General features: G+C 31.6%; 22 protein-coding genes and 2 pseudogenes. 22 read left to right on the top strand and 2 right to left on the bottom strand.

What is annotated here, in order from left to right; translation table 11 throughout:
• Positions 1 to 14 precede the first annotated feature (14 nt).
• The 17 genes and pseudogenes from Ami3637_RS01810 to Ami3637_RS01725 all read left to right on the top strand — a co-directional run bounded on the left by Ami3637_RS01810 (position 15) and on the right by Ami3637_RS01725 (position 19,111).
• Entirely contained in the window at positions 15 to 1,937 is a 1,923-nt protein-coding gene (locus tag Ami3637_RS01810) for an alginate lyase family protein (protein WP_162361074.1), read from the top strand.
• Between the two features lie 15 nt (positions 1,938 to 1,952).
• Entirely contained in the window at positions 1,953 to 3,269 is a 1,317-nt protein-coding gene (locus Ami3637_RS01805; RefSeq protein WP_162361073.1) for a phenylacetate--CoA ligase family protein, read from the top strand.
• Positions 3,270 to 3,719: 450 nt separating this feature from the next.
• Positions 3,720 to 4,460 carry a hypothetical protein gene (locus Ami3637_RS01800; protein ID WP_162361072.1) on the top strand — a complete coding sequence of 247 codons (741 nt, stop codon included), beginning with the start codon at positions 3,720 to 3,722 and terminating at the stop codon, positions 4,458 to 4,460.
• A gap of 179 nt (positions 4,461 to 4,639) precedes the next feature.
• Entirely contained in the window at positions 4,640 to 4,927 is a 288-nt protein-coding gene (locus Ami3637_RS01795) for a hypothetical protein (protein ID WP_162361071.1), read from the top strand.
• Positions 4,928 to 5,120: 193 nt separating this feature from the next.
• Positions 5,121 to 5,846 (top strand): GNAT family N-acetyltransferase, encoded by a 726-nt coding sequence (locus Ami3637_RS01790; protein ID WP_162361070.1) that lies wholly within the window; start codon positions 5,121 to 5,123, stop codon positions 5,844 to 5,846.
• The gene (locus Ami3637_RS19020) at positions 5,801 to 6,220 is read left to right on the top strand and encodes a GNAT family N-acetyltransferase (protein WP_162363632.1); all 420 of its coding nucleotides are present in this window, start codon (positions 5,801 to 5,803) and stop codon (positions 6,218 to 6,220) included. The genes Ami3637_RS01790 and Ami3637_RS19020 overlap by 46 nt, the downstream gene beginning before the upstream one ends.
• A gap of 19 nt (positions 6,221 to 6,239) precedes the next feature.
• Positions 6,240 to 7,273: pseudogene (locus Ami3637_RS01780) on the top strand (glycosyltransferase family 4 protein).
• Between the two features lie 1,202 nt (positions 7,274 to 8,475).
• Complete coding sequence (locus tag Ami3637_RS01770; RefSeq protein WP_162361067.1) at positions 8,476 to 9,057, top strand: GNAT family N-acetyltransferase; 582 nt, start codon at positions 8,476 to 8,478, stop codon at positions 9,055 to 9,057.
• The gene (murJ, locus tag Ami3637_RS01765; RefSeq protein ID WP_330586773.1) at positions 9,047 to 10,567 is read left to right on the top strand and encodes a murein biosynthesis integral membrane protein MurJ; all 1,521 of its coding nucleotides are present in this window, start codon (positions 9,047 to 9,049) and stop codon (positions 10,565 to 10,567) included. Before Ami3637_RS01770 ends, murJ begins: the two co-directional genes overlap by 11 nt.
• 410 nt (positions 10,568 to 10,977) lie before the next feature.
• Entirely contained in the window at positions 10,978 to 12,234 is a 1,257-nt protein-coding gene (locus Ami3637_RS01760) for an O-antigen ligase family protein (protein ID WP_162361065.1), read from the top strand.
• A gap of 277 nt (positions 12,235 to 12,511) precedes the next feature.
• Positions 12,512 to 12,730: a GDP-mannose 4,6-dehydratase gene (locus Ami3637_RS17045; protein ID WP_243158071.1), complete on the top strand. Its 219-nt coding sequence runs from the start codon at positions 12,512 to 12,514 to the stop codon at positions 12,728 to 12,730.
• A gap of 34 nt (positions 12,731 to 12,764) precedes the next feature.
• Positions 12,765 to 14,076 (top strand): annotated as a pseudogene (locus Ami3637_RS01750) (glucose-6-phosphate isomerase).
• Between the two features lie 143 nt (positions 14,077 to 14,219).
• Positions 14,220 to 14,648, top strand: a complete 429-nt coding sequence (locus Ami3637_RS19015) for a VanZ family protein (RefSeq protein WP_408609076.1) — start codon at positions 14,220 to 14,222, stop codon at positions 14,646 to 14,648.
• Between the two features lie 34 nt (positions 14,649 to 14,682).
• Positions 14,683 to 15,510 (top strand): DUF368 domain-containing protein, encoded by an 828-nt coding sequence (locus Ami3637_RS01740; protein WP_162361063.1) that lies wholly within the window; start codon positions 14,683 to 14,685, stop codon positions 15,508 to 15,510.
• A gap of 143 nt (positions 15,511 to 15,653) precedes the next feature.
• The gene (locus Ami3637_RS01735) at positions 15,654 to 16,325 is read left to right on the top strand and encodes an undecaprenyl diphosphate synthase family protein (RefSeq protein ID WP_330586770.1); all 672 of its coding nucleotides are present in this window, start codon (positions 15,654 to 15,656) and stop codon (positions 16,323 to 16,325) included.
• A 146-nt stretch (positions 16,326 to 16,471) separates the two neighbouring features.
• On the top strand, positions 16,472 to 17,551 hold the full coding sequence (locus Ami3637_RS01730) for an ABC transporter substrate-binding protein (RefSeq protein ID WP_162361062.1): 1,080 nt from the start codon (positions 16,472 to 16,474) through the stop codon (positions 17,549 to 17,551).
• A 204-nt stretch (positions 17,552 to 17,755) separates the two neighbouring features.
• Complete coding sequence (locus Ami3637_RS01725; RefSeq protein ID WP_162361061.1) at positions 17,756 to 19,111, top strand: APC family permease; 1,356 nt, start codon at positions 17,756 to 17,758, stop codon at positions 19,109 to 19,111.
• 83 nt (positions 19,112 to 19,194) lie between these two features.
• Here the strand turns inward: Ami3637_RS01725 and Ami3637_RS01720 are convergent, their stop codons facing one another.
• Both Ami3637_RS01720 and Ami3637_RS01715 read right to left on the bottom strand, forming a co-directional pair.
• Positions 19,195 to 20,562 (bottom strand): sigma-54-dependent transcriptional regulator, encoded by a 1,368-nt coding sequence (locus Ami3637_RS01720; RefSeq protein WP_162361060.1) that lies wholly within the window; start codon positions 20,560 to 20,562, stop codon positions 19,195 to 19,197.
• Complete coding sequence (locus Ami3637_RS01715; protein ID WP_162361059.1) at positions 20,555 to 22,567, bottom strand: transporter substrate-binding domain-containing protein; 2,013 nt, start codon at positions 22,565 to 22,567, stop codon at positions 20,555 to 20,557. Before Ami3637_RS01715 ends, Ami3637_RS01720 begins: the two co-directional genes overlap by 8 nt.
• Positions 22,568 to 22,755: 188 nt before the next feature.
• Here Ami3637_RS01715 and Ami3637_RS01710 point away from each other — a divergent pair, with 188 nt between their 5' ends.
• The 5 genes from Ami3637_RS01710 to Ami3637_RS17785 are packed head-to-tail and all read left to right on the top strand — an operon-like array spanning position 22,756 to position 26,225.
• Positions 22,756 to 23,574 carry an ABC transporter permease gene (locus Ami3637_RS01710; protein WP_243158070.1) on the top strand — a complete coding sequence of 273 codons (819 nt, stop codon included), beginning with the start codon at positions 22,756 to 22,758 and terminating at the stop codon, positions 23,572 to 23,574.
• Positions 23,574 to 24,368, top strand: a complete 795-nt coding sequence (locus Ami3637_RS01705; protein WP_162361058.1) for an ABC transporter permease — start codon at positions 23,574 to 23,576, stop codon at positions 24,366 to 24,368. The genes Ami3637_RS01710 and Ami3637_RS01705 overlap by 1 nt, the downstream gene beginning before the upstream one ends.
• A 2-nt stretch (positions 24,369 to 24,370) precedes the next feature.
• Entirely contained in the window at positions 24,371 to 25,345 is a 975-nt protein-coding gene (locus Ami3637_RS01700) for an ABC transporter ATP-binding protein (RefSeq protein WP_162361057.1), read from the top strand.
• 2 nt (positions 25,346 to 25,347) lie between these two features.
• Positions 25,348 to 26,034 (top strand): carbohydrate kinase family protein, encoded by a 687-nt coding sequence (locus tag Ami3637_RS01695; RefSeq protein WP_162361056.1) that lies wholly within the window; start codon positions 25,348 to 25,350, stop codon positions 26,032 to 26,034.
• The gene (locus Ami3637_RS17785; RefSeq protein WP_279286682.1) at positions 26,031 to 26,225 is read left to right on the top strand and encodes a carbohydrate kinase family protein; all 195 of its coding nucleotides are present in this window, start codon (positions 26,031 to 26,033) and stop codon (positions 26,223 to 26,225) included. Before Ami3637_RS01695 ends, Ami3637_RS17785 begins: the two co-directional genes overlap by 4 nt.
• The last annotated feature ends 9 nt before the right edge of the window (positions 26,226 to 26,234 follow it).

Raw genomic sequence — 26,234 nt, 5'->3', positions numbered from 1 at the left:
TTAAAGGTGGTATTTTGAAGAAATTAATTTGGATTTTAAATCGATTAAAGGCAATGAATCATAAGGAAATCGCATGGCGTATTCAACAGAAATTACTTCAAAAAAAGGAAGGGAAGTTTTATAAGAATAATAATATTGCTGTGACAAATATTCCTTTATCTGCAGAATTGAATAAACTTAAAATAGATACAAGCCGTCTTTATATTAATGCTTCAAATCAGGATTTTTCATTAAATAAACAATTAAGTATTTTTGATGTTTATTCGTATGAGGAGTATAAAAATGACTGGAATGCAGGGTTTCAGACAGATAATAAATGGCCATTAACGTTTTCTTACAATTTAGATTGTAAACAAAGAATTGATATTGGTGATGTTCGCACAAATTGGGAATTGAATAGACATTTCCAGTTTGCAATGCTTGCTAAGAATTATTATGCTTCAGGAGAACAAAAATTTTTGGATGAACTATGCGATTTGTTTTGGCACTGGAATCAGAATAGCCCTTTTTTGCATGGTGTTTCTTGGACATCCCCGATGGAAGTTGCTATTCGTATTAATTCGTGGATATATACTTACGCATTTTTAAAGATGGCAGATGAAACAAAGAAATATACCAACTGTATACCGAACAGTATATATGATGAACTTCGATTAGGAATTTTAAACATGACTGATTACGTTGCTAATCATTATTCAAGATTTTCTAGTGCCAATAATCATCTAATTGTTGAAGCCTATGCTATAGGCTTATCTGGCATTGTTTTTGATTATGATAAATGGAAAGATGTGTCCATTGATATTTTATTACACGAGATTACAGAACAGAATTATGGTGATGGAATAAACAAGGAATTGTCTTTACATTATCAGACATTTGTAATGGAAGCATATGGACTAATGTATAGAATGATGCAACTAAATAAAATTACAATTCCAGATATTTGGCAAACCATGCTTATCAGAATGAGTCAGTATGTATCTAATTGCATAGGAACGTACGGAGAGGTCATTGAATTTGGAGATAATGATGAAAGTAAAATATTAGATCTGTCTGGGAAAGGTATTAACCATTATCAGTATGTTTTGGATTTAATGAGTTGCATTCTTGATACCAGATTTACTGATTTGACAGGAGTAAGTGAAAATATCAAATGGTTGTTTACGAGAGAACAGCTTAATGAATGCAGGAAAAAAAGGCTGTATAAAAATCAAGATAGTATTTGTTATCTAGAAGGTGGGAATACAATACTAAGAAGTGAAGATGGAAGAGTGGTAATTGGAATTGATCATGCAGCGCTTGGATATGGTAGTTTGGCCGCTCATGGTCATGCTGATGCATTGAGTTTTCAAATGTTTATATGTGGAATTCCAGTTTTTGTGGATTCGGGAACATATAACTATCATATTATGCCAGACGATAGAGATTCTTTTAGAAGGACAATTAATCACAATACTGTGGCTATTGATAGCAAAGACCAATCGGAAATGTTAGGAGCTTTTTTATGGGGAAGAAAGGCAAACGTAACGTTGAATAGCTTTGAGCTGTCAGATTCTAAAGATTTAATTTGTGCATCACATGATGGATATTCACCAATGATTCATAATAGATGCTTTAAATTTAATAGAAAGGATGAGTTGATAATAGAAGATGAAATTGTAAATGTTAAAAAACCTATTACTGCAACCATTACTTATCTTCTTGGCCCAAAATTTGATATTAGGTTAAAAAATAATTATAAAGTCATCGCCAATAATGGAAAATTGGAAATTACTATTTCTTTTGCAGGGGAGCATAAATTTTCTATTGAAGAGTATAGTGGTTGGTATTCGCCAAATTATCTAAAAAAGCAAGAAATATGTGGCATAAAAATAAATATAGATATAAGCGTAGATAGTTTTTTTATAACAAATATAAGCGTTGATGAGAAGAGTTGAGGTAGATAACAAAGAATGAATATTGGAATCCTTAAAATAATAAATGAAAAATTGCCAGATTCAATCAAAATAGTCTTAGGGCCAATTATAAGATTTAGTCTAATAAAAAATCCAGTTTTTAAAAGGCAAATTGATGAATTAAATAAAGCGGATATGTGGGACGCGAAAAAAGTCGCTATCAGCCAACTGGAACATTTAAAAAGCATTCTTCAATTTGCATACGAAAATTCAAAATATTACAAAGAAATATTTGATTTAGTGGATTTTAACCCATATTCTTTAGTGGATTTTAACGATATTAAAAAAATACCTATACTTACTAGAGAAATATTAGAAAAGAGATACGATGACCTAATTGTACCAAATGTTACAAATTATTATCAGGTAACAACAGGAGGTACAGCCGGTAAGCCAATAAAACTTTTATTAGAAAAAGACTCGATTTTTAAGGAAAGGGCATTTGTATATCATTTTTGGGCAAAAGCAGGATACGATTATAAACATAGTAGGTTGGCGACATTTAGAGGGGTTAAGTTTAATAATGAAATATCAAAATATAATCCATTGTATAATGAAATGATGTTTAATCCATTTATATTAAATGATAATAATGTTAAAGAATATGTTAAAAAGATCGATTCTTTTGGAGCAACATTTTTATATGGTTACCCATCAGCAATAAGCAACTTCTGTAGATTGTTGAGTAAGAATAATTTAACATTGAACAGGAAAATTGAAGCTGTGTTTTTAATATCTGAGAATATTTATGAGAATCAAGTTAAGATTATAGAGGACACGATTAAGTGCAAAATATATAGCTTTTATGGACATACTGAACGAGCAGTATTTGCAGAACAGAAAGAAAATGGATATTCCTTTAACCCTGTTTATGGAGTAGTTGAATTAAGTAATGAAAACAACGGAAAGGTGATTTGTACGGGATTCTTGAATAGAAAGATGCCTTTAATTAGATATGAGTTGGATGATTATGCACATTTGATTGAAGGAGGTATCTATAATATCCATGGGCATCATGATCAAGATGTTCTTATAGGAAAGAACGATGAAAGAATTGCGATAGCAGCAATAAATTTTCATTGTGATACTTTAAAAAATATTGCTGCATATCAATTTGTTCAAAAGGAGAAAGGAAAACTAAATTTTAATGTTCAAGCTGATAGTAAATTATCAGATGCAGAATTAAATGACATTAAAGAAGCTTTAACTTTAAAGGTAGGAAATACATTTGATTGTAAAATAATGCAGGTGGATGAAATGGAGTTAACGAAAAGAGGCAAGTTCAAAATGATAATTCAAGAGTTAGAAATATAATTAATTGGATAAAAGAGAAAAATGCAAAATAAAAAGAACCCAAATACCATTATGGTAGGACCAAAGAGTGAGGAAAAGATCGGTATTTTGCGAATATAGTAGTCTCCTAGATTGAAAATTAGGAAGAAGCACACCTAATCGACCCCAATAATTAAAGCTATCGGCTTAATGAGTGCAACACAGCTCGATTATATCGTAAAGGCTTATGACATAGATTTTATAGATTAAATATAACGTCTGAGTAAAATGCATAGAGAGTTAAAGAGGTACTGAACTAGTTTTTTAAATAAAATTCGTTCTCGCTTGGCTCATTTTAACAAAGATATAAAAATAGCTACTGATTATATAGGATTGCATAAAAATCAGTGGATTTATCAATTGGAAAGAACCTTATTATGAGAAAGAAGCAGAAAGTCTAGAATATTATATCTTACAGAAAGGATGCATTTTATGATAAAAGAATTTATAGTTGAAAAGTGTAAATGGAAAAATGATTGTCAATCACCAGTGGTATTAATGATAGATGATTTAGCCAATAAATGGATCGATATTAAAAATACGAGTGAGTGTGTTAAAGGCAGTGACTGGGGTTATTTAAAAAAGGATTGTGATTCTTTTTTTCACATATTAAATAATCAATTATTGAATAAATATCCATATGTAAAATGCACTTTATTTTTAGTTGTAGGCAGGAGAGAAGGTATAATCAAAGGCGGTAATAATTATTTAAGCTATGATATAACCGAAAATGGTTTTTCAGAATTTTTAAAAGAACTTTGTAATGATGAAAGATTTGAACTGGCATATCACGGATTAACACACGGTATATGTGGAGATACAAGAGAAGAATTTGTTGAAGAATGGAATACGTATAGTAATTTAGAAGAGGCAATAAAAAAAATAGAAATAGGGAAGAAAATATTTAAAGATACAGTAGGTGTAAATTTTAACGGTGGTAAGTATTGTGGATATTGTTATAATGATTTCTCAGATGAATCTATAGTAAAAACTAATTTTAAGTGGTGGTGTAGACATTGGGATTCCATACTACTAAATAATTATAAAATCAAAAGTAATGTGTTGTCGTTACAATTGGACTATTTTAATGATGTAATAGATATTCCGTCTACAATAGATGGAAGCTTTTACTCACTAAAAAGCTACAAAAAATATTTTCAAAAAAATATATAAAGTCATTATATTATGCTATTATCAAGAGAAATACTTTAGAAAATCAAATTAACTATTTAATAAAAAATAAATTATTAATAAGTATCCAAGAACATACAGCTAAATATAGGGTGGATTATAGAATACAATATCCCAATATTATAAGTGATATGGATAATCTGAATTATATATTTAAATATTTGAAAACATATGATTTATGGTATACCACTTGTAGTGAAATTGCTGAATATTTTAGGGCCTACAGTAAAAGTGATATAATATGCAAAGACAACAGAATAATTGTAAATTGTGAGAAAGAAATAGATAATTATGAAATTAGTATAGGCGTAGTCAATGCCTTAAAAAAAAGATGTGTCTTGATAAAAAACAGTAAGGTAATAGAAGGAACTTTAAAAGGAGACAGATATGTTTTCAATTTAAAACTTCATAATAATGATATTTATGAGATACAAACACAAAATTTGTAGGGTTAGTATAATGAAGGAGAATAAACTTTTAGTTCAAGGATTATTTAGGCATTTTGGATTATTTTCCTTAGTAAATATAAAAATAGGGATAAAAGGTAAAGGAAAGAAACGATGAATTTTTTTAAAGATAATTATTAGTATTTATATTTATTTTCTATTTTAGGGGAAATCTGAATTATATCTTACTTATATTATGATTAAGGCAGGAGGGTTGCATAATTATATTTTAGGAGGAATCATGAATTTTAATATAATAACGAAATACGATGAATTTCTCTTGTTAGAAAGAGATTGGAATGACTTGTTAAGAAATTTAGATTGTAATGAAATTTTTTATAGTTGGAATTGGATTAAAGCTTACTTAGATAATGTTGATTGTGAGCTTAAAAACAATTTATGCATAGTAATTGGTAGAAATAGCAAGTCAACTAATATAATTCTGCCTTTTATTAATGATAGAGGGAAGATTAGATTTATTACTAATAAAACTGTTGATTATAATAATATATTAGTTGATAAAAGTGAAAATAAGTACAATGCTATTTTAAAAGCAATTTCTTTTCTTATTAAAGAAGTCAATTTTAAAGAAATCAATTTAAATAATTTTAAAGGTGAGACAGAATTATTTATATTATGTGATGTAATAAATAGTAATATGGATTTGAAAATAAATATTGAAGAATCCGTAATGGCTCCAATTTTAAAAATGAAAGACAAAAAAACAAAAACTAAAAATAAAGCCATTAAAGATATTCAAAGGCGAGAAAAAAAACTAAAAGAAATTGGGAATATAAAAATAAATATTGGAGCTGAATTTGACAACAAAGTTTGGGTAAAATTACAAGATTTCCATAAAAAAGGTGGAGGCAAAGTATATTTAATAATAGAAGATACATATCGTTTTACGAAGAATTCATAAGAGAAAATTATAATAATGTAGAATTATCTTATATTGAAATAAATAAAGAAATAGCAGCAGTTCATTTTGGTTTTAAAGATAATTATAAGATATATTATTATATTCCCGTATATGATGAAAAATATATAAATACCGGAGTAGGTGCAATATTATTATACAATATTATTGAATTTTATTTTGATAAAGTGTTAGAATTTGATTTTTTAAGAGGAAATGAACAATATAAATTTAATTGGACTGATGAAATAAAAATGAATTATGAAGTTAATATTTTTAAAAATAATTACCTAGGCAAAATAAAATATTTAATAATAATAATAAAACATTTATTAAAAAAATCCAGGAAATTAAGAAGAATTCTAAATAAAATATAGCATTCTGAGGAGAATTGAGATGAAAAATATTTATATTATTGGTCCTAATAAAGAATTAAGAGGCGGAATTTCTACTGTAATAAACCAGATAATAAATGCAAAATCAATTAATGAAAGATATAAGATAAAAGATATTGCCACAAGAACTAATAATAAAGTTATTGATTATATCAATTCAATAATAAGAGTCTTAAGAATAGAGCAAGGAAGTATAGCTCATATTCATATGGCTTCAAATGGTAGCTTTTTTAGGAAGGCGTTAATTATTAGTCTTATAAAAAGAAAAAGCAAAATTGTTATTCATATGCATGGTGGGTATTTCTATGATTTCTACAGCAATAGTAATTGGTTAATTAAAAAATATATTAAATACACTTTAATGTGTTCAGAAAAAATCATATGCGTATCAAGTTCAATAAAATATAATGTTATAAAAATAATTGGGAATAGTGATAAAGTTATAATAATATATAATTCAGTTAAACAGAACTCCAATAAAATTGAATTAAGTAATAAACAAAATATTTTATTATTCATGGGAAAAATAATAGAATATAAGGGGGTTTTTGATTTATTAAAAGCAATAAAATCTATAAAAGATGAATTATTAAAATTAAATTGGAAATTGTATATTGCTGGAGATGGTGAGTGTGAAAAAGTAATTAATTATCTGGAAAGATATCAATTACAAAATGTAGTAGTATTATTAGGTTGGATATCAGGCAAAAAAAAGAAGAAATATTACAGAAATCAAAAATTTTAGTAATGCCTTCATATATAGAATCATTTGGAATATCATGTGTGGAAGCTATGAGTTTCGGAAATGCAGTAATTTGTAATAATATAGGAGGATTAAAAGAGATTGTTGAGAATGGCGTAAATGGAGAACTTGTGAATATTGGTGAAATCGACGAATTAAGTAACAAAATATTAAAGTTAATGAATAATCAACATTTAATAAATATGTATGCTGAAAATAATATTGGTAGGAGTAAAGAATTTACAGAAGAAAGAATGATTAAGGAGATATATGATGTATATAGAAATATTTGAAGAATAACTATGGACTCTTAAGTCTAAATGGACGAATTTCTTCTAAGCTAAACCTTGCTTTTTCTTTGAATTTTGATAAAAATTTAGGAAGAGTAAAGTGTACTCTCAGCCGCATGTGATAATGAGGATAAAAACTGAATATTAAATTAGCGAAATTAGTTAGTTATATGGTTCCATTACTCCAACGAGAGCATCGTTTTTATCGGTTTTACTTTTTTGATTTTATTGTCTCCGTACTATTTCATAATATACGTATTAATAAGGCGGACAAAAAAGTTTTCAGGAAGAAGGCTATTAAGTATGGGATAATGGTAATCGCCTGTTGATTCCATTATGTTTTTTATGTGTTATTATAACTCTTAAGTAGTTACACCAGTGATGATAACTACGAAGTGCTGTGACTATAGTTAGTAGGGGATAAAAGTATTTCGCCATCTGAATTAATTATAGCAAGGTGTTTTTGATTTTAATAAATCGATTCCTACTGCAATCATGGTATTTCCTCCTTTGGTTTTATTATGTTTGGCTCCAGCATTTCAGATATCAGGTTAGTTAGTTATACGTGAGCGAATCCAAACTTGTTAAATCCAATTAATGATAATGAGTGCTAACTAACAGATTTAGCTACGGTGGTGGTATCCCAATTAAAATTACATTAGCCAATCAAACTCATCATAACCCAAAAATAAGAATAGAGGGTCAAATCTCTACTCTTATATAGTACGAACTATATTTCATCTTTTCATTAACGGTTTAATAATTGTAAAATCACAGTTCGTTTAGTTTTAACTCGAAGGAATGCTAGGAATTGTGCTTTTCAAACAGTAGATAAAGAGTGAGCATTGATAGCCTCCTGGTAGAAAACATAATTAAAAAATTAAATACCGTTCAAATTATTTGCCTAAGGGGTTTGAAATATTAACTAGGGCAAAACATTTTGTGGAATGGTACAATATTCAAAAATAAACATATTTGACCTAAATTTGTAGAGCTTTGTAGAACATGACTAGCGAAAGGGACATCCAAGGTTGACAAAGTATATAAGAAATTGGACACTAGAACATAAAGTGTGGTTAAATCCAGAGCAAGTAGCAAAGGATAGGAATGACGTGAACAGTGAGGATAATGCATCCTAAAGAATAAGCAAGATATAGGGATTGTCACAACTAGCTTGACAAATTTCGTAGTTTTGGAGGTTGTAAATGAATTTATATAATAGGATAAAAAATAAATATATTATAAAAGAATATCAATTAGTTTATTATATTAATTCAATAAATAGAGCCATGATTAATGGGAATTTTCAATTTGCTAAAGCTGATATTCATGATGTTGAACTAATTAGAGATTTGTATTATACAGAATTTTCACATAATAAATATAATATATATATAAAAAGATTAGAGGATCCGAATAACATAATTATAGTTTGTAAATACAAAGGTGAGATTTGTGGTTATTTTAATATGTCATTTAAAAATACACTAGAATCAGGTATAAATGAATACATAAAAGTTAGTGATAAAGAAACATATTTTTATGATGATTATGTTTTTGAAAAATTCAGGGGAAATGGAATACATATGCAATCGATATTATATAGAATAGAGATAGCTAAGGAAAAAGGTAGAAATAAAATACTTGTAAATATATATAGCAATAATAGAGTGTCTTTAAAAGAATATCAAAGTGTAGGGTTTAATATTATAAAGTTTTATAAACGAAATAAAATAACCAATAAATTAATAACATTTGATATTGATAGGGAAAAAAATGATAAATAGAAAAACAATAGTTTTATTTATTCTAACCATTACGAGTATGTTATTAGGATTTATTAAAGAAACAGCTATAATTTATACGCTAGGAGCTAGTACGAAATCAGACATATTTGTATTTGCAAGTAATTTGCCTATAATTTTATTTTCCGTGATGGGGACAGTTATTTCCACTACATTTATGCCTATTTATACAGATATAAGGATTAATAACTCAATTGATGAAGCAAATAGTTTTGCAAGTAAATTTGGAGCTATAATTTTGGGATTATGTATAACATTGACATTGATTTTCATAATTTTTCCTGATTTATTAATAAAGATTATGGCTCCAGGGCTTGTGAAGATTGCTATCGTTAAACCTGTAATAAAAATAGTTATGCCATCAATAATAATCTTTGGTATAACGAGTATATTGGAGGGGGTATTAGAATCTTATAATAATGTTGAGGTCGTTGCAGCAAGACAAATTCCATTTAATCTTGTGTTAATTATTTCAATGTTAGTTATATATAATAATTTTGGGTTTATGGCTTGTATATTTATGATTTTAATAGGAGCATTGGCACAATTACTATATCTTGCTAGTTATTCTAAAAAGATAGGATTAAGAATAAAAAAATCAACTCAGCATACAAATGATTACTTAAAAACAAGCTTACAAATGATAATACCTATGGCGGTAGGGGTTATGGCAATGCAAATTAATAACATTATTTCAATTAATTTAGCATCTGGATTAGAGGTAGGAAGTATAACTAAATTAAATATAGCTAATAAGCTAAGTATGGCAAGTTACAGTGCGCTGGGGTATTTAATTGTTATATTAGTTTTTCCTATTCTAGCAGAATATGCAGCTAAAAAAGACTTTGAGAATATTGGAAAGTCATTATCAGAAGGGATAGTAAAAGTATTAATAATAATGGTACCAGTAATAATAATACTTTTTGTTTCTGCAGAAGATGTAGTAAAGTTATTGTTTCAGAATAATAAATTTTTAGAGCAGGATATATTATTAACAACAAAAGTTCTAAGAGGTTATTTGTTAGGATTAATTTTTTGGGCAATAAAAGATATATTAAATAGGGCATATTACTCTTTAAAAGAAACCAAAGTTTCCATGAAAAATGGAATTATTACCGTTTGCACCAATATTATAGCAAGTCTAGTACTAATAGGTCCTTTTGGTATTGTTGGATTAGCATTGGCAACATCTTTTTCTTCAATAATATCGGTTATTTTATTAATAAGTAGTCTTGGCATAATAAATGTGAAATTAAAAAGTAAGTATATTAAAATAATAGTTGCTAAATTAGTTCTTCCATCAATAATTATTTACTTTTCATACTATATAATAAACAGTAATTTATTTGTTGGTTCAACAAATAAATTTGAATTATTGATTAAACTAATTATTGAATCCATATTTATGGTTAGTATTTACTTTTTTGTATTATACTTAACACTAAAAAAAGAACTTTATTATTTTATGAAAAATAGGAATACATATAATTAAGAGGCTATAGTGCTTAACATTGTTCCTTGATAGCTTATTAAGGGACGGACTAAACATAATTAGTCAGATGAGTAAGCTGAAGATGTACGAAAGTGAACCATCCATGATTATCTGAAAAGCTAAGGTGCTATGGCTTTGAGAATAGGGTAACTTATTTAAGCAAAACTACTGTATTGCAACCAACATTATTATCATACAGATGATGAATTAAATAAGTTTGTATGCAATTTTGCTTATACTTAGTACAACCCCATGCTCAACACAAATTTAATGATTAACCCCATTTAAAGCAGGAAGAAATTATAACAATTTTAATTAAAGTGTTACAAAAAAACTTATCTTCAACAAGGATTCTTGTTGTATATTTTATGTAAATCTCAAGGATTGGTATTCAATTATAGGTATAAAAAATGAATTTAAATAAAAAAATTGACATTAATTTCGCAATTTGTTTTTTGCTAATAGCTACGCCATTTATTGACTCCATAAATGGCATTTATATATTCATGTTTAATAGAGAATTAGCTATTAGTCCAGGACAGTATATTAGGATTATTATTATATTGTTTTTTATATTTTTTTCAATAAAAAAACAAAAAGGTTTTCAATTAATTCTTATATTTTTAACCTTTTTTTTATTTCAACAAGCATATTTAGCATTAAGGTATTACTTGAATAATAAAGAGTTTTTTAACGAGGCATTATTATTTTCTAAATTACTATTTATGGTTTCTATTATAATCCTATTAATTTCAAATTATAGTAAATTAAATTCAGATAAAATCATAAACTCATTGATAAATTCAGCTATTATTATTAGCATAATAATAATAGTAACAAAAATATTTAATATAGGGGTTCCGACATATACATATGCAGGACATAAAGGGTTTTTTATTGAGCAAAATGCTATCAGTAATATATTGGTTTCAATTATACCTTTTATTTTGAATAAGACATTTGTGTATAAAAGAAGAAGTAAAAATTTGCTTTATTATATTCTTCTATTAAGTGCGTGCTTTTTAATTGGGACAAGAGTTGCAATATTTGGATCTTTAATTGTTACTGTAATATGTGTTTTTTCTTTAAAGGTAGATAAAAGGTATGAAAAATATAAGATGATGCTGGTAGGAGTAGTTTTAGCTATGGGAATAATATTTGTTAATATATTTTGGCAAATATATATGGATACTATCATTCTAAGATATAAATATTTTTTAGAAAGATTAGATTTATTATCTTTTATATTTAGTAGTAGGAATGTGACTTTAAAGATAGCAGCGGATAAATTTTTTAGCGATCCTATGTTTATAATAATGGGTACAGGTCTTACAAAAGGAGAACTAGTAGAGCTAGATTTATTTGACGTTCTGTTTTTTCAAGGTTTATTTGTCTTTATTATTATATCCAGTATTCTTTCATATCCAGTGTTGAAATTTCGAAAACTTAAAAATAAAGGTTATTGTTTGATTTCATATTTAATAATTTTGATATTATTAATAGTAAGCGGACATGTTATATATACTCCAATGTCTGCTACATATTTAGGGGCTATTTATGCATTAAATTATAAGTTTATAAAAGAATATAGAAAAAACTACAATTATTATAGAAAAGACGATAATAGTATGAGTTTTTTTATATCTGAGAATAAACAGTCTGACTAATAATTGAGTATTCTTATGCGATGGAGACGATACCAATAGATGCAGAATCTTATGTTCCCATTGTGGGGACTTACTTCTGATTTCCTTGATCTTATTGAAGAAGGATTTAAAGAATTTTTATCATCATTAAAGGCATAAGATACAAAAACAGAATATCTTTTCCAACTATAATTGATGGATTAATTTAAAGCCGAAAAGCAGAGGTTAAGTTTCTTAAAGCTCATGATAAATAGTTTTGGTATTACATACAAAGAGGACAAGTAGAACTATAAGTACTGTGCGCCTTAAAAGCACCAACATAACGAAATCTGGAAAATTCGTCAATGGCAGTAATGACATAAAGGTACCCTTTGAGATTGTAGAAAGAAGGCCGGGAGATATAGCAGAATGCTATGCAGATGCATCCAAAGCAAAACGTGAATTAGGGTTTACTGCTAAACGAAGCATAGTTCAAATGTGCAGAGATGCATGGAGATTTGAAAAAAATCTTGAGTAATTGATGTTGTTTGGATGATAGAGGTTTATTATACATGGAGAAAATAACTTTAGACTATTCTCAATCTTTTAACTTTGTAGATAAAAGGAATATAGATAATTTACAGGACGAAGTAAGCAGATGCCATGAACTGTTACATAATAAAAAAGGAGAAGGCAGCAATTATTTAGGTTGGATAGATTTACCTGAAAACTATGATATAACAGAGTTTAAAAAGATAAAAGAAGTTGCAGAGACAATCAGAAAACAATCGACGGTTTTTATTGTGGTAGGCATAGGAGGCTCTTATCTAGGTGCCAGGGCGGCCATTGAGATGTTAAATATGGATTCCTGTACGTGTGCTCATAGAAGAAAGTCAGGCACACCTGAGATATATTTTGCTGGATTTAATATTAGCTCTACTTACTTAAAAAATTGTATTATAATATAGAAGGAAAAGATATATCCATAAATGTTATATCAAAATCAGGGACCACAACAGAATCTGCCATTTCATTTAGATTACTGAAAGAGTATATGGAAAAAAGGTATGGCAAGGAAGAAGCTAGAAAAAGGATATTTGTTACTACAGACAAGCGTAAAGGGGCATTAAAGGAATCGGCTGATAAAGAAGGCTATGAGACCTTTGTTATACCAGATGACATAGGGGGTAGATATTCTGTGCTTACTCCTGTTGGACTTTTACCCATGGCTGTGGCTGGAATCGACATTGAAATGGTTATGAAGGGAAGTCAGGTTGCGTGCCAGGATTTATCAATAGATAACCTGAACAAAAATCCGGCATATCAATATGCAGCAATCAGAAATATATTATATACTAAGGGAAAGACTATAGAAGTAATGGTCAGTTATGAGCCCAATTTGTTTTGCTTGGGAGAGTGGTATAAACAATTGTTTGGAGAAAGTGAAGGAAAGGATGGAAAAGGAATCTTTCCTACTACTTTGAGTTTTACCACAGATTTGCATTCTATGGGGCAATACATACAAGAGGGTAGAAAAAATATATTTGAAACAACACTTAACATAGAAGAGTCGGATGATGATGTCATAATTAAAAAGACAGGGGATAATTTAGATGGTTTAAATTATCTCTGTGGTAAATCTGTTGATTTTATTAACAGGAAGGCGATGGAAGGGGTTATAATGGCACACACTGATGGTGGAGTGCCTAATCTTAAGATTAATATTCCCCAGATATCACCGTACTATTTAGGAAATTTAATATATTTTTTTGAGAAAGCCTGTGCAATGAGTGGATATTTACTAGGTGTAAATCCTTTTAACCAGCCGGGTGTGGAGGCATATAAGAAAATATGTTTCATATATTAGGCAAACCGGGATATTAATGTTTCTTTCTTTGGTGATTACTTTTGTCCATTAGTATGAGATAAAAAGTAACTAGGTTGGTAAGAAAGGAATCAGAACCTATGTGGCATGTGGGACGGTAGATCGTGAAAAACAACAAGATAAAAATATTTATTTTAATAATATGTGTGGGGATTATTTCCTTTATTTTTTTATGTCCTCTGATTCTTATTCTGATGTCAGGACTTTAAGGTTTTCGGAAACAGCATATAATCTGCTGCCTGGAAAAATACAAAACATATTTATTACAAAGGGTATAGATACAAAGGCAATAGATTTAGCCCTTAGAAAAAGCAGTCATTTTATTGAATATATGGTTTTAAGTATTACTCTATTTGTTATAAGCAGAGTGTATAAAATAAAAACAAAGGTTTCAGTTATATATATCCTTTTTATATGTTTGCTGATTGCAAACCTGGATGAATTCTATCAAAGCTTTGTACCAGGGAGAAATTCACAGGTACGAGATTGCTTGATTGATTTGCTAGGAAGTTTAACTGGGTTAATTATATGTTTTTTATTAAGGAAATTAAAAAAAATAAATAAAAAATAGTAGATTGTTCATTAAATAATTTAAAAGGATAAAAATGGAGATTAAGCAGAAAAAAAACGATGATAATATTTTTATACGATTTGCTAAAGGGTTTATAGTTGGTTCATCCATGCTGATTCCCGGAGTTAGCGGCGGCACCATGGCTATTATATTAGGTATCTATGATGATTTAATTCATGCAGTCAATTCATTGAAAAGCAATTTTAAAGAACACGGATTATTTTTACTGCAATATGGGATAGCAGGAGTTCTGGGTATTGTTTTGTTGTCAGGACCCATGTTAACGGCTGTTACAGCCTGGCAGAAACCCATGATGTTTTTGTTTCTTGGAGCCATATTGGCAAGCTTTCCCCCTTTATACAGAAAAGCTACAGTCAATAAAGTGAAAAAGGTCAATAAGGCAGCTATAATTATAGGTACAGCAATTGCATATTTTATTACTTTATTTCCAAAGGGACTCCTTGATTTTAAGCCTGGATTCCATTGGATAAGTCTTCTAATGCTGACTATTGCAGGTATCGTTATAGCTGTAGCACTGATATTACCAGGAATCAGCGCATCTTATGTGCTGTTAATGCTGGGAATGTATGATTTAACCTTAAAAGCAATTAATGATTTTAATTTTGCTTATCTTATTCCTTTAGTGGTGGGCACTGCCGCCGGTACATTTCTTACGGCAGGAATCATTGAAAAGGAAATGAAGAGGCATCCTCAGTTTACTTATATGCTGATTATTGGATTTATGATTGGTTCTTTACTGGAAGTATTTCCTGGAATACCTGTGGGGGTGGAAATCTTTTATTGTATCATAACATTTATGACAGGTTTTGATATAATTTTGTGGATAGGAAAAAGAAGATAAACCATTATTTTTCCCATGATTAAATGAATAAATTTTCCAGTATAAGAACATAATAGCTTTAACATTCTGTTCAGTGTCTTTACACTGCTTAACAGAACTTATTGCAGAAAATCACGGATCTAGTGTTCGTAGATTTTTATCGTATGATGTCGATAAAGGGGTTTGATATATTGGACAATGTGATGGATCTAAAGAAGCAGAAATTTAAAAGGGTACCCAGACACATCGGGGTAATACCCGATGGAAACAGACGCTGGGCTGTAAATTGCGGTTTAGAAAAAAAAGACGGGTATCAACACGGCATTAACCCTGGGTTTAAACTTTATGAATTATGCAGGGATATGGGAGTGGAGGAACTTACGCTTTATGGTTTTACTGTGGATAATACAAAACGGCCTGCAGAACAGAAAGCAGCCTTTAAACAAGCTTGTGTGGATGCGGTATTGGAATTATCTAAGCGGGATGCGGAACTTCTTGTTATGGGCAATGATAAATCTCCCAGCTTCCCGGAGGAATTAAAAAACTATACAAAACGAACGAAATTTGGAAAAGGTGGAATCAAAGTTAATTTCCTTGTGAACTATGGGTGGGATTGGGATTTAAAAAATGAAAATGGTATCGCATCAAAAGATATTTCCAGGATTGATTTAATAATGCGATGGGGTGGAATGCGCAGACTGAGCGGATTCCTACCAGTTCAGTCTGTATATGCAGATATCTATGTCTTAGATGAGTTTTGGCCAGAGTTTACGGAAGAACAATTTTATAGAGGGATTGCCTGGTATCAGAATCAGGATGTAACTTTAGGAGGTTAAGATACTGCGTCTCTTGTATACATGATTTCATTGGAAAAGTATGGTTGATTTTTGTATTTATTAGTGATAATCTTAGAAATATGTATGCAAGACAAGTGTATATACATGAACTTGCGTTTAACAGCCAGACAAGGAGGATATATAAAATGAAACTAAAAAAGCTATTAGCTGGTGCTTTAATTTGTTCACTGGTGCTTTCCATGGCAGCCTGCGGAAACAAATCAGCCAGTGAAAATACCGGAGGTAAAGAAAAAACAAAACTTTATGTAGTAAACTGGAAAGATTATGGATCAGATAATGCTGACTTTGTTGCAGCTTTTGAAAAGAAATATAATTGTGAGATAGTAAACACATATATGTCCAGTGAAGAAGAACTTTTAACAAAGCTGCGAACCTCAAAGGCCGGAGAAATTGACGTTTGTCTTCCAAACTGCTCCATATTGCCAGCTGCTATTGATGAAGGCCTTCTGGCAGAGATCGACAATTCAAAATTGAAGAATTTTGATGGTATGTTTGATAAATTTAAAACTCAGAAAGAGTGTTTTAAAGATAATAAAATGTATGCAGTGCCATTTGTATGGGGATCAACTGCTATCGCATATAATACAGATGTAATCAAGGAAGCTCCAAAGTCCATGTCTGCATTATTTGACAAAAAATATTCTGGGAGAATTGCTTTCCGTGATGACTATAATGATGCAGTAATGGCTGCTGCAATCGCTTTAGGTCAGGACCCTAATAATCCTTCAGATTTAGATGCTATTAAGGCAAAGTTAGTTGAACAGAAGGCATTAAATAAAACTTACTGGAAAACAGGAGATGAATTCTCCAAACTTTTTGCAGGAAAACAGATTGATATCGGTTTGATGTGGTCAGGCCAGGCAGCATCCATGAAGAAAGAAGGCCAGCCAATTGCATTTACTGTTCCTGAAGATGGAGCCATTGGCTGGGTTGATAACTGGGCAATCGCGTCAGGAAGTAAGAATAAAGATCTTGCCTATGCATTCATAGACTGGATGATTAGTAAAGATTTCCAGTATAACTGGGCAGCAAGTGGTGGACCAGCACCTGTAAATAAAGCCGCAGCAGATTCTATTGATCCAGCTTACGCAGCTTCAGCAGGAATGGATGAAGCATCGCTGAACCGTCTGCACTTTATGGAATATAGAACAGATAAAGTGAAGAATAACTGGAATGAACTTTGGACAGAAGTTAAAGCAGAATAAACTCTTATAATTTAGAACTATAAAGTGGGCAATTTTTTGCTATGGTGAGCAAAAAATTGCCCACTTTTTTTTGTAGATACAATTGTTCTCATGAAGAAAAGTGAGTGATCGCAATTAAATACGCTCTTTATAGATGTGGCACCATTTTTGCTCTATATATCAATATAGGATATTATAATGTTTAAAATTTAAAGGGAGGAAAAAATGAGCGATTTAAAAGACACACGTTCTCATATTGAGAAACTTACTTCTACAGACACAGAACTAAAACGAGATCTTACTTTATTTTCTGCAATTAATATTGTAATCGGAGGGGTGCTTGGATCTGGTATATTTATGGTTGCATCCACTATGGCTCAGCAATTACCAAGCCCATTTCTAATCATTGTAGCCTGGATAGTAGGAGGGTTATTATCCTTAGCAGGTTGTTTGGCTTATTCTGAACTAAGTGCAGCTATGCCGCAGTCAGGCGGACAATATGTGTATCTTCGGGAAGCATATGGGGAGAAAATAGCATTTCTAAATGGGTGGACACAGTTTTTAGTCGTGCAGCCAGGTTGTATTGCCAGTGTAGCGGCAGCTTTTAGTATTTATGCAGGTTACTTTTTCCCAACCTTTGGGGATATGGGACTAAGATTAATAGCTGTAGCTGTAATAATAGTACTAACCATAATAAATTATCTTGGGGTAAAGGAAGGCAGTTTAATTAACAATATCTTTACTGTGGCCAAAGTTGCAGCGATTTTGATTTTGATTGGTGCAGGTCTGTTTATCAGCCCAGAACTGGCAAGCGGTAATTTTCAAAATTTCTTTACTCTGAACGGAGTAAATTTAAGTACCTTCGGATTAGCCATGATTGCTGTGCTTTGGGGCTATCAGGGATGGGATTATACTACTTTTATAGCAGAAGAAGTTAAAAATCCAAAGAAAAATGTGCCACTTGCTTTAAGTATCGGGATGATAATACTTATAGTCATTTACATTATTACAAATCTGGCTTATTTAAATGTGTTGACACTAGGTGAAATGGCAAGTGCAACTTTACCTGCTGCAGATGTGGCACTTAAGGTAATAGGGCCAACAGGTGGAGCTTTAATTTCCATTGCAATTATGGTATCCTGTTTTGGCAGCAATAATGCAAACATCCTGGCAGCACCTAGAATTTATTATGCTATGGCCAAAGATGGGTTGTTTTTTAAAAAATGTGCAGAAGTTCATCCCAAATTTAAAACACCCGGCTTTAGTCTTATTGTAGGAGGGGTATGGGCATGTGTCCTTGCTATGACAAATTCTTTTGATCAGCTGTATTCTATGACCGTGTTTGCAGCATTTGCATTTTATGCCCTGGGAGGTATTTCAGTTTTTGTTTTAAGAAAAAAATATCCAGCAATCGAAAGACCGTATAAAGCGCCGGCATTTGTGGTTATCGTATTCATACTGGTAAGCGTTGTATTTGTGGTAAACGCTCTGGTTACAAGTTTTAATGCTTCTTTATTAGGGCTGGTGCTGATTGTCATAGGATTTCCTGTATATGCAGCTTTTAAAAAACGAAGAGCATAAAGGATGATTAAATTATCACCTATTATTTGTAGTAATTAAAATAGCAGGGGGCAGTTTTAAAATATTAAAACTGTCCCTGTGCTTTATTTATTAGAGTATTGATTTTTTATTCCATAGTCAGAAATCTTATTAAACAGCTGCCTTCTGCTTAAATCCAGAAGTTTTGCGGTTTTACTTACATTCCCGCCACAATCTTTTAAAATACTGGTAATATAGGCTGCTTCAGCCTCTTCTCTGATTTCTTTCAGACTCTTAACGGTAGCTATAGGGGTATTTATACTGCTGGTTTCTCTCATTGAATCAGGCAGATGCTTTTTATGAAGAGTCTTATCGTCACTTAAAACCACAAGCCTTTCGATAATATTTCTTAGTTCTCGTATATTACCCGGATAATCATAGTTAATGAGAATTTCAGACAGCCCATCTTCAAGGCCATTAATTTCCTTCTTCATTTCCATTTGAAATTTGGCTACGAAAAAACCAATGAATGCATCTAAATCCTCTTTACGTTCCCTTAATGGAGGAATGTGAAGGGTTATGGTATTGATTCTATATAATAAATCCTCTCTGAAGATTCCTGATTTTATGGCATCTTCTAATATCCTGTTGGTAGCACTGATAATTCGGATATTAACATGAATTGGCTTATTGCTTCCAAGTCTCTCAAAAGATCTGTTTTCAAGCGCCCTGAGAAGCTTAGCCTGAGTGGAAAGGGGGATTTCACCTACTTCATCAAGAAACAAAGTACCTGAATCTGCTTCTTCAAAACGGCCAATCCTACGTTCAATAGCTCCGGTAAAAGCACCTTTCTCATGGCCAAAAAGTTCGGATTCTAAAACTCCATCAGAAAACATCTGACAGTTTACGGGTATAAATGGATTGCCTGCTCTCTGGCTTTCATGATGAATGAATTTTGCCAGAACTTCCTTCCCGGTGCCAGATTCTCCAAGTATTAAGATATTAGAATCACTCTGTGAAGCTTTCTGAGCTATATGAAGCAGATTACTAAATGATTTATTTTTGGTATGAATCATATATTCAGCACAAGGAGAAGTCTTCATTTTCAATGCCATTTCTTTTAATTTCTTCATTTTCACAAGTTTTTCTATTTCCAGTAAAAGAAGGTCTGGGCTCTCACCCTTGATAAAATATCCGAAAGCCCCCTGTTTCATAGCCTGAATTGCACTTTTGATTGATCCGTATCCCGTGACCATGATTACTTCACACAAATCATAACTTTCTTTTATTTTCTGGAGTAGTTCAAGCCCATCCATTCCAGCCATTTTTATATCCGTAATGACCGCATCAACGTTTACTGCTTCCAGTAATTTTAAGCATTCTTCCCCAGAGGATGAAACTAAAACGGTATAACCAATATTGGATAATATCAGGCTGTAAGCATCTGTATATTCTTCTTCGTCATCTACTACAAGTATTTTAAAATCAATCATTGGAACTCTCCTTTTTTATAGGAATTTTAAATTTAAAAGCAGTGCCTTTCCCAACTTCACTTTTTACCTGGATTTCTCCGTCCATATTTTTTACCTCTGTATAAACAAGGTAAAGACCGAGCCCTGTACCCCTTCCAACTTTTTTCGTTGAATAGAAGGGATTAAATATATGTTCAATTTTTTCAGCAGGAATTCCTGTGCCCGAGTCTGTAAAGTTTAGAAATAATGTGTCATTTATCAAAAGGCATTTAATCCATATCATGCCTCCTTCAGGCATTGCATCAATAGAATTGGATATTAAATTCAGAAGTATTAGGTTTAAAGATTCTGAATTTATAGGAATCTGTAAATTAGTATCATAGTCAAGATCTATAGTAATATGATTTTTTTGAAGGGAGTTTTTTTCTAAAGATACAATAGTATCAAAAACATCTTTCAATAAAACTATCTGAAAATTATTGTCATTAATCCGGGAAAAGTTCAGCAGATTTGTAATAATGTTATTTGCCCGGTTTACTGATCCATCAATTACATGAAAGCACTTTTCCATGATTTCATCTGAGTTTTGAATTTTACCTTTCAGGATATAAGTATAATTTCTTATATTGCCTAATGGGTTTCGGATTTCGTGAGCAACTCCAGTAGCCAGTTGACCTACTGCTATCATTTTATTATCCTGAAGCATTTGTTTATAATTGATAATTTCATTAGTAATATCGTTGGCAACGATTAGTATATGATCCTGAGAGGGTAAAGGAATGATTGAAATATTAAAGTACTTTTCATTGTATTCCACCATTTTATTTCGAATGGCAGATTGAATTCCGCTAGTTATGTCATAAAGATCATATATTTTTTTTATAAGAGGAAAATCAGAGCAATTGTGCCCGATAATGTGATCTTTTTCCACATTAATCTGTGTAAAATATGCTTCATTTGCATTTAATATAGTCCCTTCAGAATTGATGGCAACTAGATAAGTAGGGAGTGCATCTAATGTCATTTGAAGAATTTTTCTGCTGGAAGAAAGTTCCCGTGTCCGTTTCCTTACTTCACCTTTCAGCTGTTTATTATACATTGCAGATAATATAAATATAAGCATCAGAAAGTTAATGATAATCAATGAAGCTATAATGATTCTTTCGGGAGCTTTGGATATTTGTATGGAATTGGAAATGCCAAACCATTTCTGCTGGGTATTTTGCAGTATATTCTGTTGCTTTAATTGAAAAATACCTTTATTTATTATTTCCAGTAGCTGTGTATCCGATTTGTTAAGAGCCAGTGAAACATCTTTGGAAAAAAGAGGCTCTTTTAATATTTTGATTTCATTATCAGATAAATGATCTTTTGCTAAATAAATTAAAACAGGTTCGTCGCCTATAATGGCATCGACGTTACCGGATATTAGCTGCCGTATTGAATCGGATAAATCGGATGTTTCGATGATAGTGGCATCATGAAAGTTTGATTTTACATATTCTACAGCGTAATCTCCGGAGGGGATTCCAATCTTCCTGCCATTTAAATCCAGAGGTGTTTTAATGGACTTTTCATCACTTCTTGTTGCCACCATTGCCTGCATCCAGTAAATAGAATCGGAAAAACGAAAATATTTTTCTCTTTGTGTACTTGGGTACATATCGCATATGTCAGCAGTTCCATTCTTTAAGCTTTCTACTGAATCATTCCATTCCATTGGGATAAATTGAACATCCACTCCAAGTACCATGGATAAGGCAGTTGCATAATCTAAAGCCAGTCCCTCATATTGTCCGGTACTGGGGTTAATAAAAGAAAATGGCGGCGCATTTCGGTCACATACATAATAAATGGTGCTTTTTTCTTTTAAAAAATTCTTTTCCTGTGTACTTAAGGGAGTGGAATATTTTATATATCGAAAAAAATTTAAATCATATACGCTTTTTGTATATTGATTGGCAATAAAAAATAGTAAAATTGTTAGCCATACTGACAAAAATAATGCTATGTTTCGCTTCTTCATTTAAAAGTACCTTCTCTTATAATATTTGATACAACACATATTACTATTATATAGAATGATTATAGTTATGGAAAGCATCTTGGCCTATAAATAAATCCGATAAAAAAATGATGTAAACATTGTTCCTAATTTACAAAAAAATGTGTTAAAATAAAAGGTAAACATTAATTTTACTGGGAGGTGCGGACTTGAAAAAAAGTAAAAAAATAATGACATTGCCAGGAATGGCGGTACTTTTTATATTTGCTATTTTACCGCTTTTTATAATGCTGGCATATAGTTTCCAAAGTGATAATGGAACGGGTTTTACCATGGAAAATTATATGAGATTTTTTACAAAGACCTTTTATCTTACCCTGACCTGGAGGACGATAATTAACAGCTTTTTAGTTACGGTTATCAGTCTTGTGATAGCATATCCTTTGGCGTACATAATGGCCAAGCATCTAAAAGGTCTTAAAAATATTGTAATGGTATTACTGATTATCCCTTTCTTTACCAATCAGTTAGTCAGAGTATACAGCTGGCTCATATTTTTACAGGATGGCGGGGTATTTGACAGAATAATGAATGCTCTCGGGCTTATAAATGGAACAATGGGGTTGCTATATACAAGAACAGCAGTAATAATCGGATTAATCCATGCCTTTTTTCCGTATATGGTCATAACTATATATATGGCTTTGGAACGTTTGGATAATTCGCTGCTTGAAGCAAGTAGCTGCCTTGGTGCATCAAGATTAACCACTTTTACCAGGGTGATATTACCTATGTCGATGCCTGGAGTCATAACAGGAATTATGATTGTGTTTGTACCTTGTCTTGGAACTTTCGTTGAACCAAGGATTTTAGGCGGAGTTAATGGAACCGTCATAGGGACAGTTATTGAAGACCAGTTCTTTGAAATCTATGGATGGAATTTTGGTGCAGCCATAGCTTTTTTACTTCTTGCCATGGTCCTTGTCAGTATGGCAGCCATAAACCGTCTGGGCAGGAGGTATGAATAATGATAAAAAATGCTTTTATGAAAATATATGTATTAGTAACCATTTTATTTTTATATACACCAATCGTTGTTCTTATGGTGATGGGTTTTAATGAATCCAGATATAATTCACTGCCTTTTCATTTCAGCCTGAGATGGTATGAAGATCTGTCACAAAACACAACACTTCAGAGTGCAGCAGAAAATTCATTTTATCTTGCCATAGTTACAGGAATAATCTGTGTTATACTGGCAACGCTTTTTATACTGGGTATGAAATCGCTATCAAGAAAAACGGAAGGGCTCTGCAAAAGTATAATGATGATGCCTATGAGTATACCATGGCTGATTATGGGGCTTTCCATACTGCTGATGATACGATTTATTGATATGGATAAAAATTTATTTTTTGTGGCTGCGGGACATGTAGTCATTTCTCTGCCTTATGCAATGCTGGTTTTACAGGCAAGGCTGCAATCAGTAGATCCAGCCCTTGAAGAAATGAGCTCGTCTCTGGGTGCAGACGCATTCACTACTTTCAGAAAAATAACTCTTCCGGCTCTGGCACCAGCTATGGTGGCAGGAGGATTTTTATCCTTTATGATTAGCTTTGATAATTTTGCAATCAGTTATTTCCTGATGCCGTCAGGAATTTCTACTCTTCCTATTGAAATTCAATCTTCAATTAAATTTGGTTTTACACCAGAAATAAATGCAATATCGACAATAATAATAGGAATATCATTGATTTGTCTTGCGGTAGTAGGACTAATTATGGGCGGAAGCTTAAAAAGTGTATTGGGAGGTAATAAGTAATCATGGCAAAAGTGACAATAAAAAATCTGACTAAAGTATACAGTGATAATATAGTTGTAAATAATATATCAGCAGAAATTCCGGATGGAACGCTGGTTTCCATACTGGGCCCGTCAGGCTGCGGCAAAACTACTACCCTTAGAATGATTGCCGGTTTTGAAATACCCCAGGAAGGTGAAATTTATTTTGATGATCAGCCAATAACAGGTGTCAGTGTGAATAAAAGAAACATTGGGATGGTTTTTCAAAGCTATGCATTGTTTCCTCACATGACAGTGAAACAAAACATAGCATATGGCCTGGAACAGCGTAAGTTCACCAAAGGTGAAATCCAGGAAAAGGTAAAAGATGCATTAAAAATGGTGCACATGGAGGAATATGCAGATAGAAAACCCAAACAGCTTTCTGGGGGTCAGCAGCAGAGAGTTGCCCTGGCCAGGGCATTAGTTATAGAACCAAGAGTTTTACTTCTTGATGAATGCTTAAGTGCTTTAGACAAAAAATTGAGAGTGGAAATGCAGTTAGAACTTAGAAAGATTTTAGAGGAAACGGGAGTAACTACTTTTTTTGTTACTCATGATCAGGAAGAAGCCATGACTTTATCTGATTATATAATTGTTATGAACAATGGCGTTATTGAACAGATGGGCACTCCTTTTGACGTTTATGAAAAACCTAAAAATGCATTTGTGGCAAGTTTTCTTGGAAAGGCTAACTTTTTTGAAAAAGGTAACAGGCTGTATGCAGTAAGACCAGAAAAAGTAAGTGTATCTAAGGATAAAATGGAAAATACCAAGAAAAAAGGAAAAGTGAGCTTTATAACCTATTCTGGCAGTATAACAAGCTATACCATAGAAGTAGAAGATAAAACAGTAGTAGCCCAGCAGCAGAATATTGCGTTAAAAGGACAGATCAATAAGGGCGATGATGTTTATGTGGGCTGGGATGAAGCGGCACAAATTCCATTGGAGGCATAATTATGACAGAATGTGTAATATTTGGCGGATTACTTTTAGACAAATATTTTGAGATCGAAGATTTCCCTGAAAGAGGGCAGGATGGTTTTATCAACAATGAATTTGAATACGTAGGAGGTTGTTCGGTAAATATGGCGGTTACCTTTAAAAATCTTGGAGGCGAAGCACATATTGTGTCCTATGTAGGAAAAGACGGGATTGGTCAGTCTATCATGAAGTATATGACAGATCATCAGTTGTCTACTCGTTATATTGTACAAAAAGAGGGGAAAACCGGTTATTGTATGGTACTCCTTGAGCCGGACGGTGAAAGGACTTTTCTTACTAAAACCGGTATGGAACTGGATTTTTCAAGAGACATTCTTTCAGATGGACTGAAAGGTATAAAATATGCAGCGGTAACAGGGTATTATCTTTTAAACAATGGAGTAGAAGAAATTATTGGGGTACTTGAAGATTTCCATAAGGAAGGTGGATACATTCTGTTTGATCCAAGTCCTCTGGTAGGCAGTATCAAACCCAATATACTAAAGCGTATGATGAAGATAAGTAATATGGTAACTCCCAACACAAGTGAGATGGATGACATTATGGAATGGATTGATGATGAAAAAATTGTAATACTTAAGAGGGTGAATATGGTGGTACAGTATATGAAAAAAACTATACCTTTGATTATCTGCCTTTGAAAGTAAATACAGTGGATACTACTGGTGCAGGAGACAGCTTTGCAGCGGGTGTGCTTTTTGGAATTGCCCAGGGGAAATCCATTCAGGAAGCGGTAAGGTTAGGCAGTCAGACTTCTGCAATAACGGTTGGAATAAATGGCCCTCATGGGTTTTGGGATTTAGAGGACAAACTGAATGGGGCATTGAAATAAAAGGAGAAA

The organism is Aminipila terrae, assembly GCF_010120715.1.
Lineage (GTDB): Bacteria > Bacillota > Clostridia > Peptostreptococcales > Anaerovoracaceae > Aminipila > Aminipila terrae.
This window is presented reverse-complemented; position numbering and strand designations above follow the sequence as displayed.

What these genes read in the sequence shown, in the direction of transcription:
- Ami3637_RS01805 (WP_162361073.1), top strand. Translation starts at nt 1,953, where the DNA reads ATGAATATTGGAATCCTTAAAATAATAAATGAAAAATTGCCAGATTCA.
- Ami3637_RS01760 (WP_162361065.1), top strand. Translation starts at nt 10,978, where the DNA reads ATGAATTTAAATAAAAAAATTGACATTAATTTCGCAATTTGTTTTTTG.
- Ami3637_RS01770 (WP_162361067.1), top strand. Translation starts at nt 8,476, where the DNA reads ATGAATTTATATAATAGGATAAAAAATAAATATATTATAAAAGAATAT.
- Ami3637_RS19015 (WP_408609076.1), top strand. Translation starts at nt 14,220, where the DNA reads ATGTGTGGGGATTATTTCCTTTATTTTTTTATGTCCTCTGATTCTTAT.
- Ami3637_RS01730 (WP_162361062.1), top strand. Translation starts at nt 16,472, where the DNA reads ATGAAACTAAAAAAGCTATTAGCTGGTGCTTTAATTTGTTCACTGGTG.
- Ami3637_RS01720 (WP_162361060.1), bottom strand. Translation starts at nt 20,562, where the DNA reads ATGATTGATTTTAAAATACTTGTAGTAGATGACGAAGAAGAATATACA.
- Ami3637_RS01735 (WP_330586770.1), top strand. Translation starts at nt 15,654, where the DNA reads ATGATGTCGATAAAGGGGTTTGATATATTGGACAATGTGATGGATCTA.
- Ami3637_RS01705 (WP_162361058.1), top strand. Translation starts at nt 23,574, where the DNA reads ATGATAAAAAATGCTTTTATGAAAATATATGTATTAGTAACCATTTTA.
- Ami3637_RS01715 (WP_162361059.1), bottom strand. Translation starts at nt 22,567, where the DNA reads ATGAAGAAGCGAAACATAGCATTATTTTTGTCAGTATGGCTAACAATT.
- Ami3637_RS01790 (WP_162361070.1), top strand. Translation starts at nt 5,121, where the DNA reads ATGATTAAGGCAGGAGGGTTGCATAATTATATTTTAGGAGGAATCATG.
- murJ (WP_330586773.1), top strand. Translation starts at nt 9,047, where the DNA reads ATGATAAATAGAAAAACAATAGTTTTATTTATTCTAACCATTACGAGT.
- Ami3637_RS01700 (WP_162361057.1), top strand. Translation starts at nt 24,371, where the DNA reads ATGGCAAAAGTGACAATAAAAAATCTGACTAAAGTATACAGTGATAAT.
- Ami3637_RS01695 (WP_162361056.1), top strand. Translation starts at nt 25,348, where the DNA reads ATGACAGAATGTGTAATATTTGGCGGATTACTTTTAGACAAATATTTT.
- Ami3637_RS01800 (WP_162361072.1), top strand. Translation starts at nt 3,720, where the DNA reads ATGATAAAAGAATTTATAGTTGAAAAGTGTAAATGGAAAAATGATTGT.
- Ami3637_RS01740 (WP_162361063.1), top strand. Translation starts at nt 14,683, where the DNA reads ATGGAGATTAAGCAGAAAAAAAACGATGATAATATTTTTATACGATTT.
- Ami3637_RS01725 (WP_162361061.1), top strand. Translation starts at nt 17,756, where the DNA reads ATGAGCGATTTAAAAGACACACGTTCTCATATTGAGAAACTTACTTCT.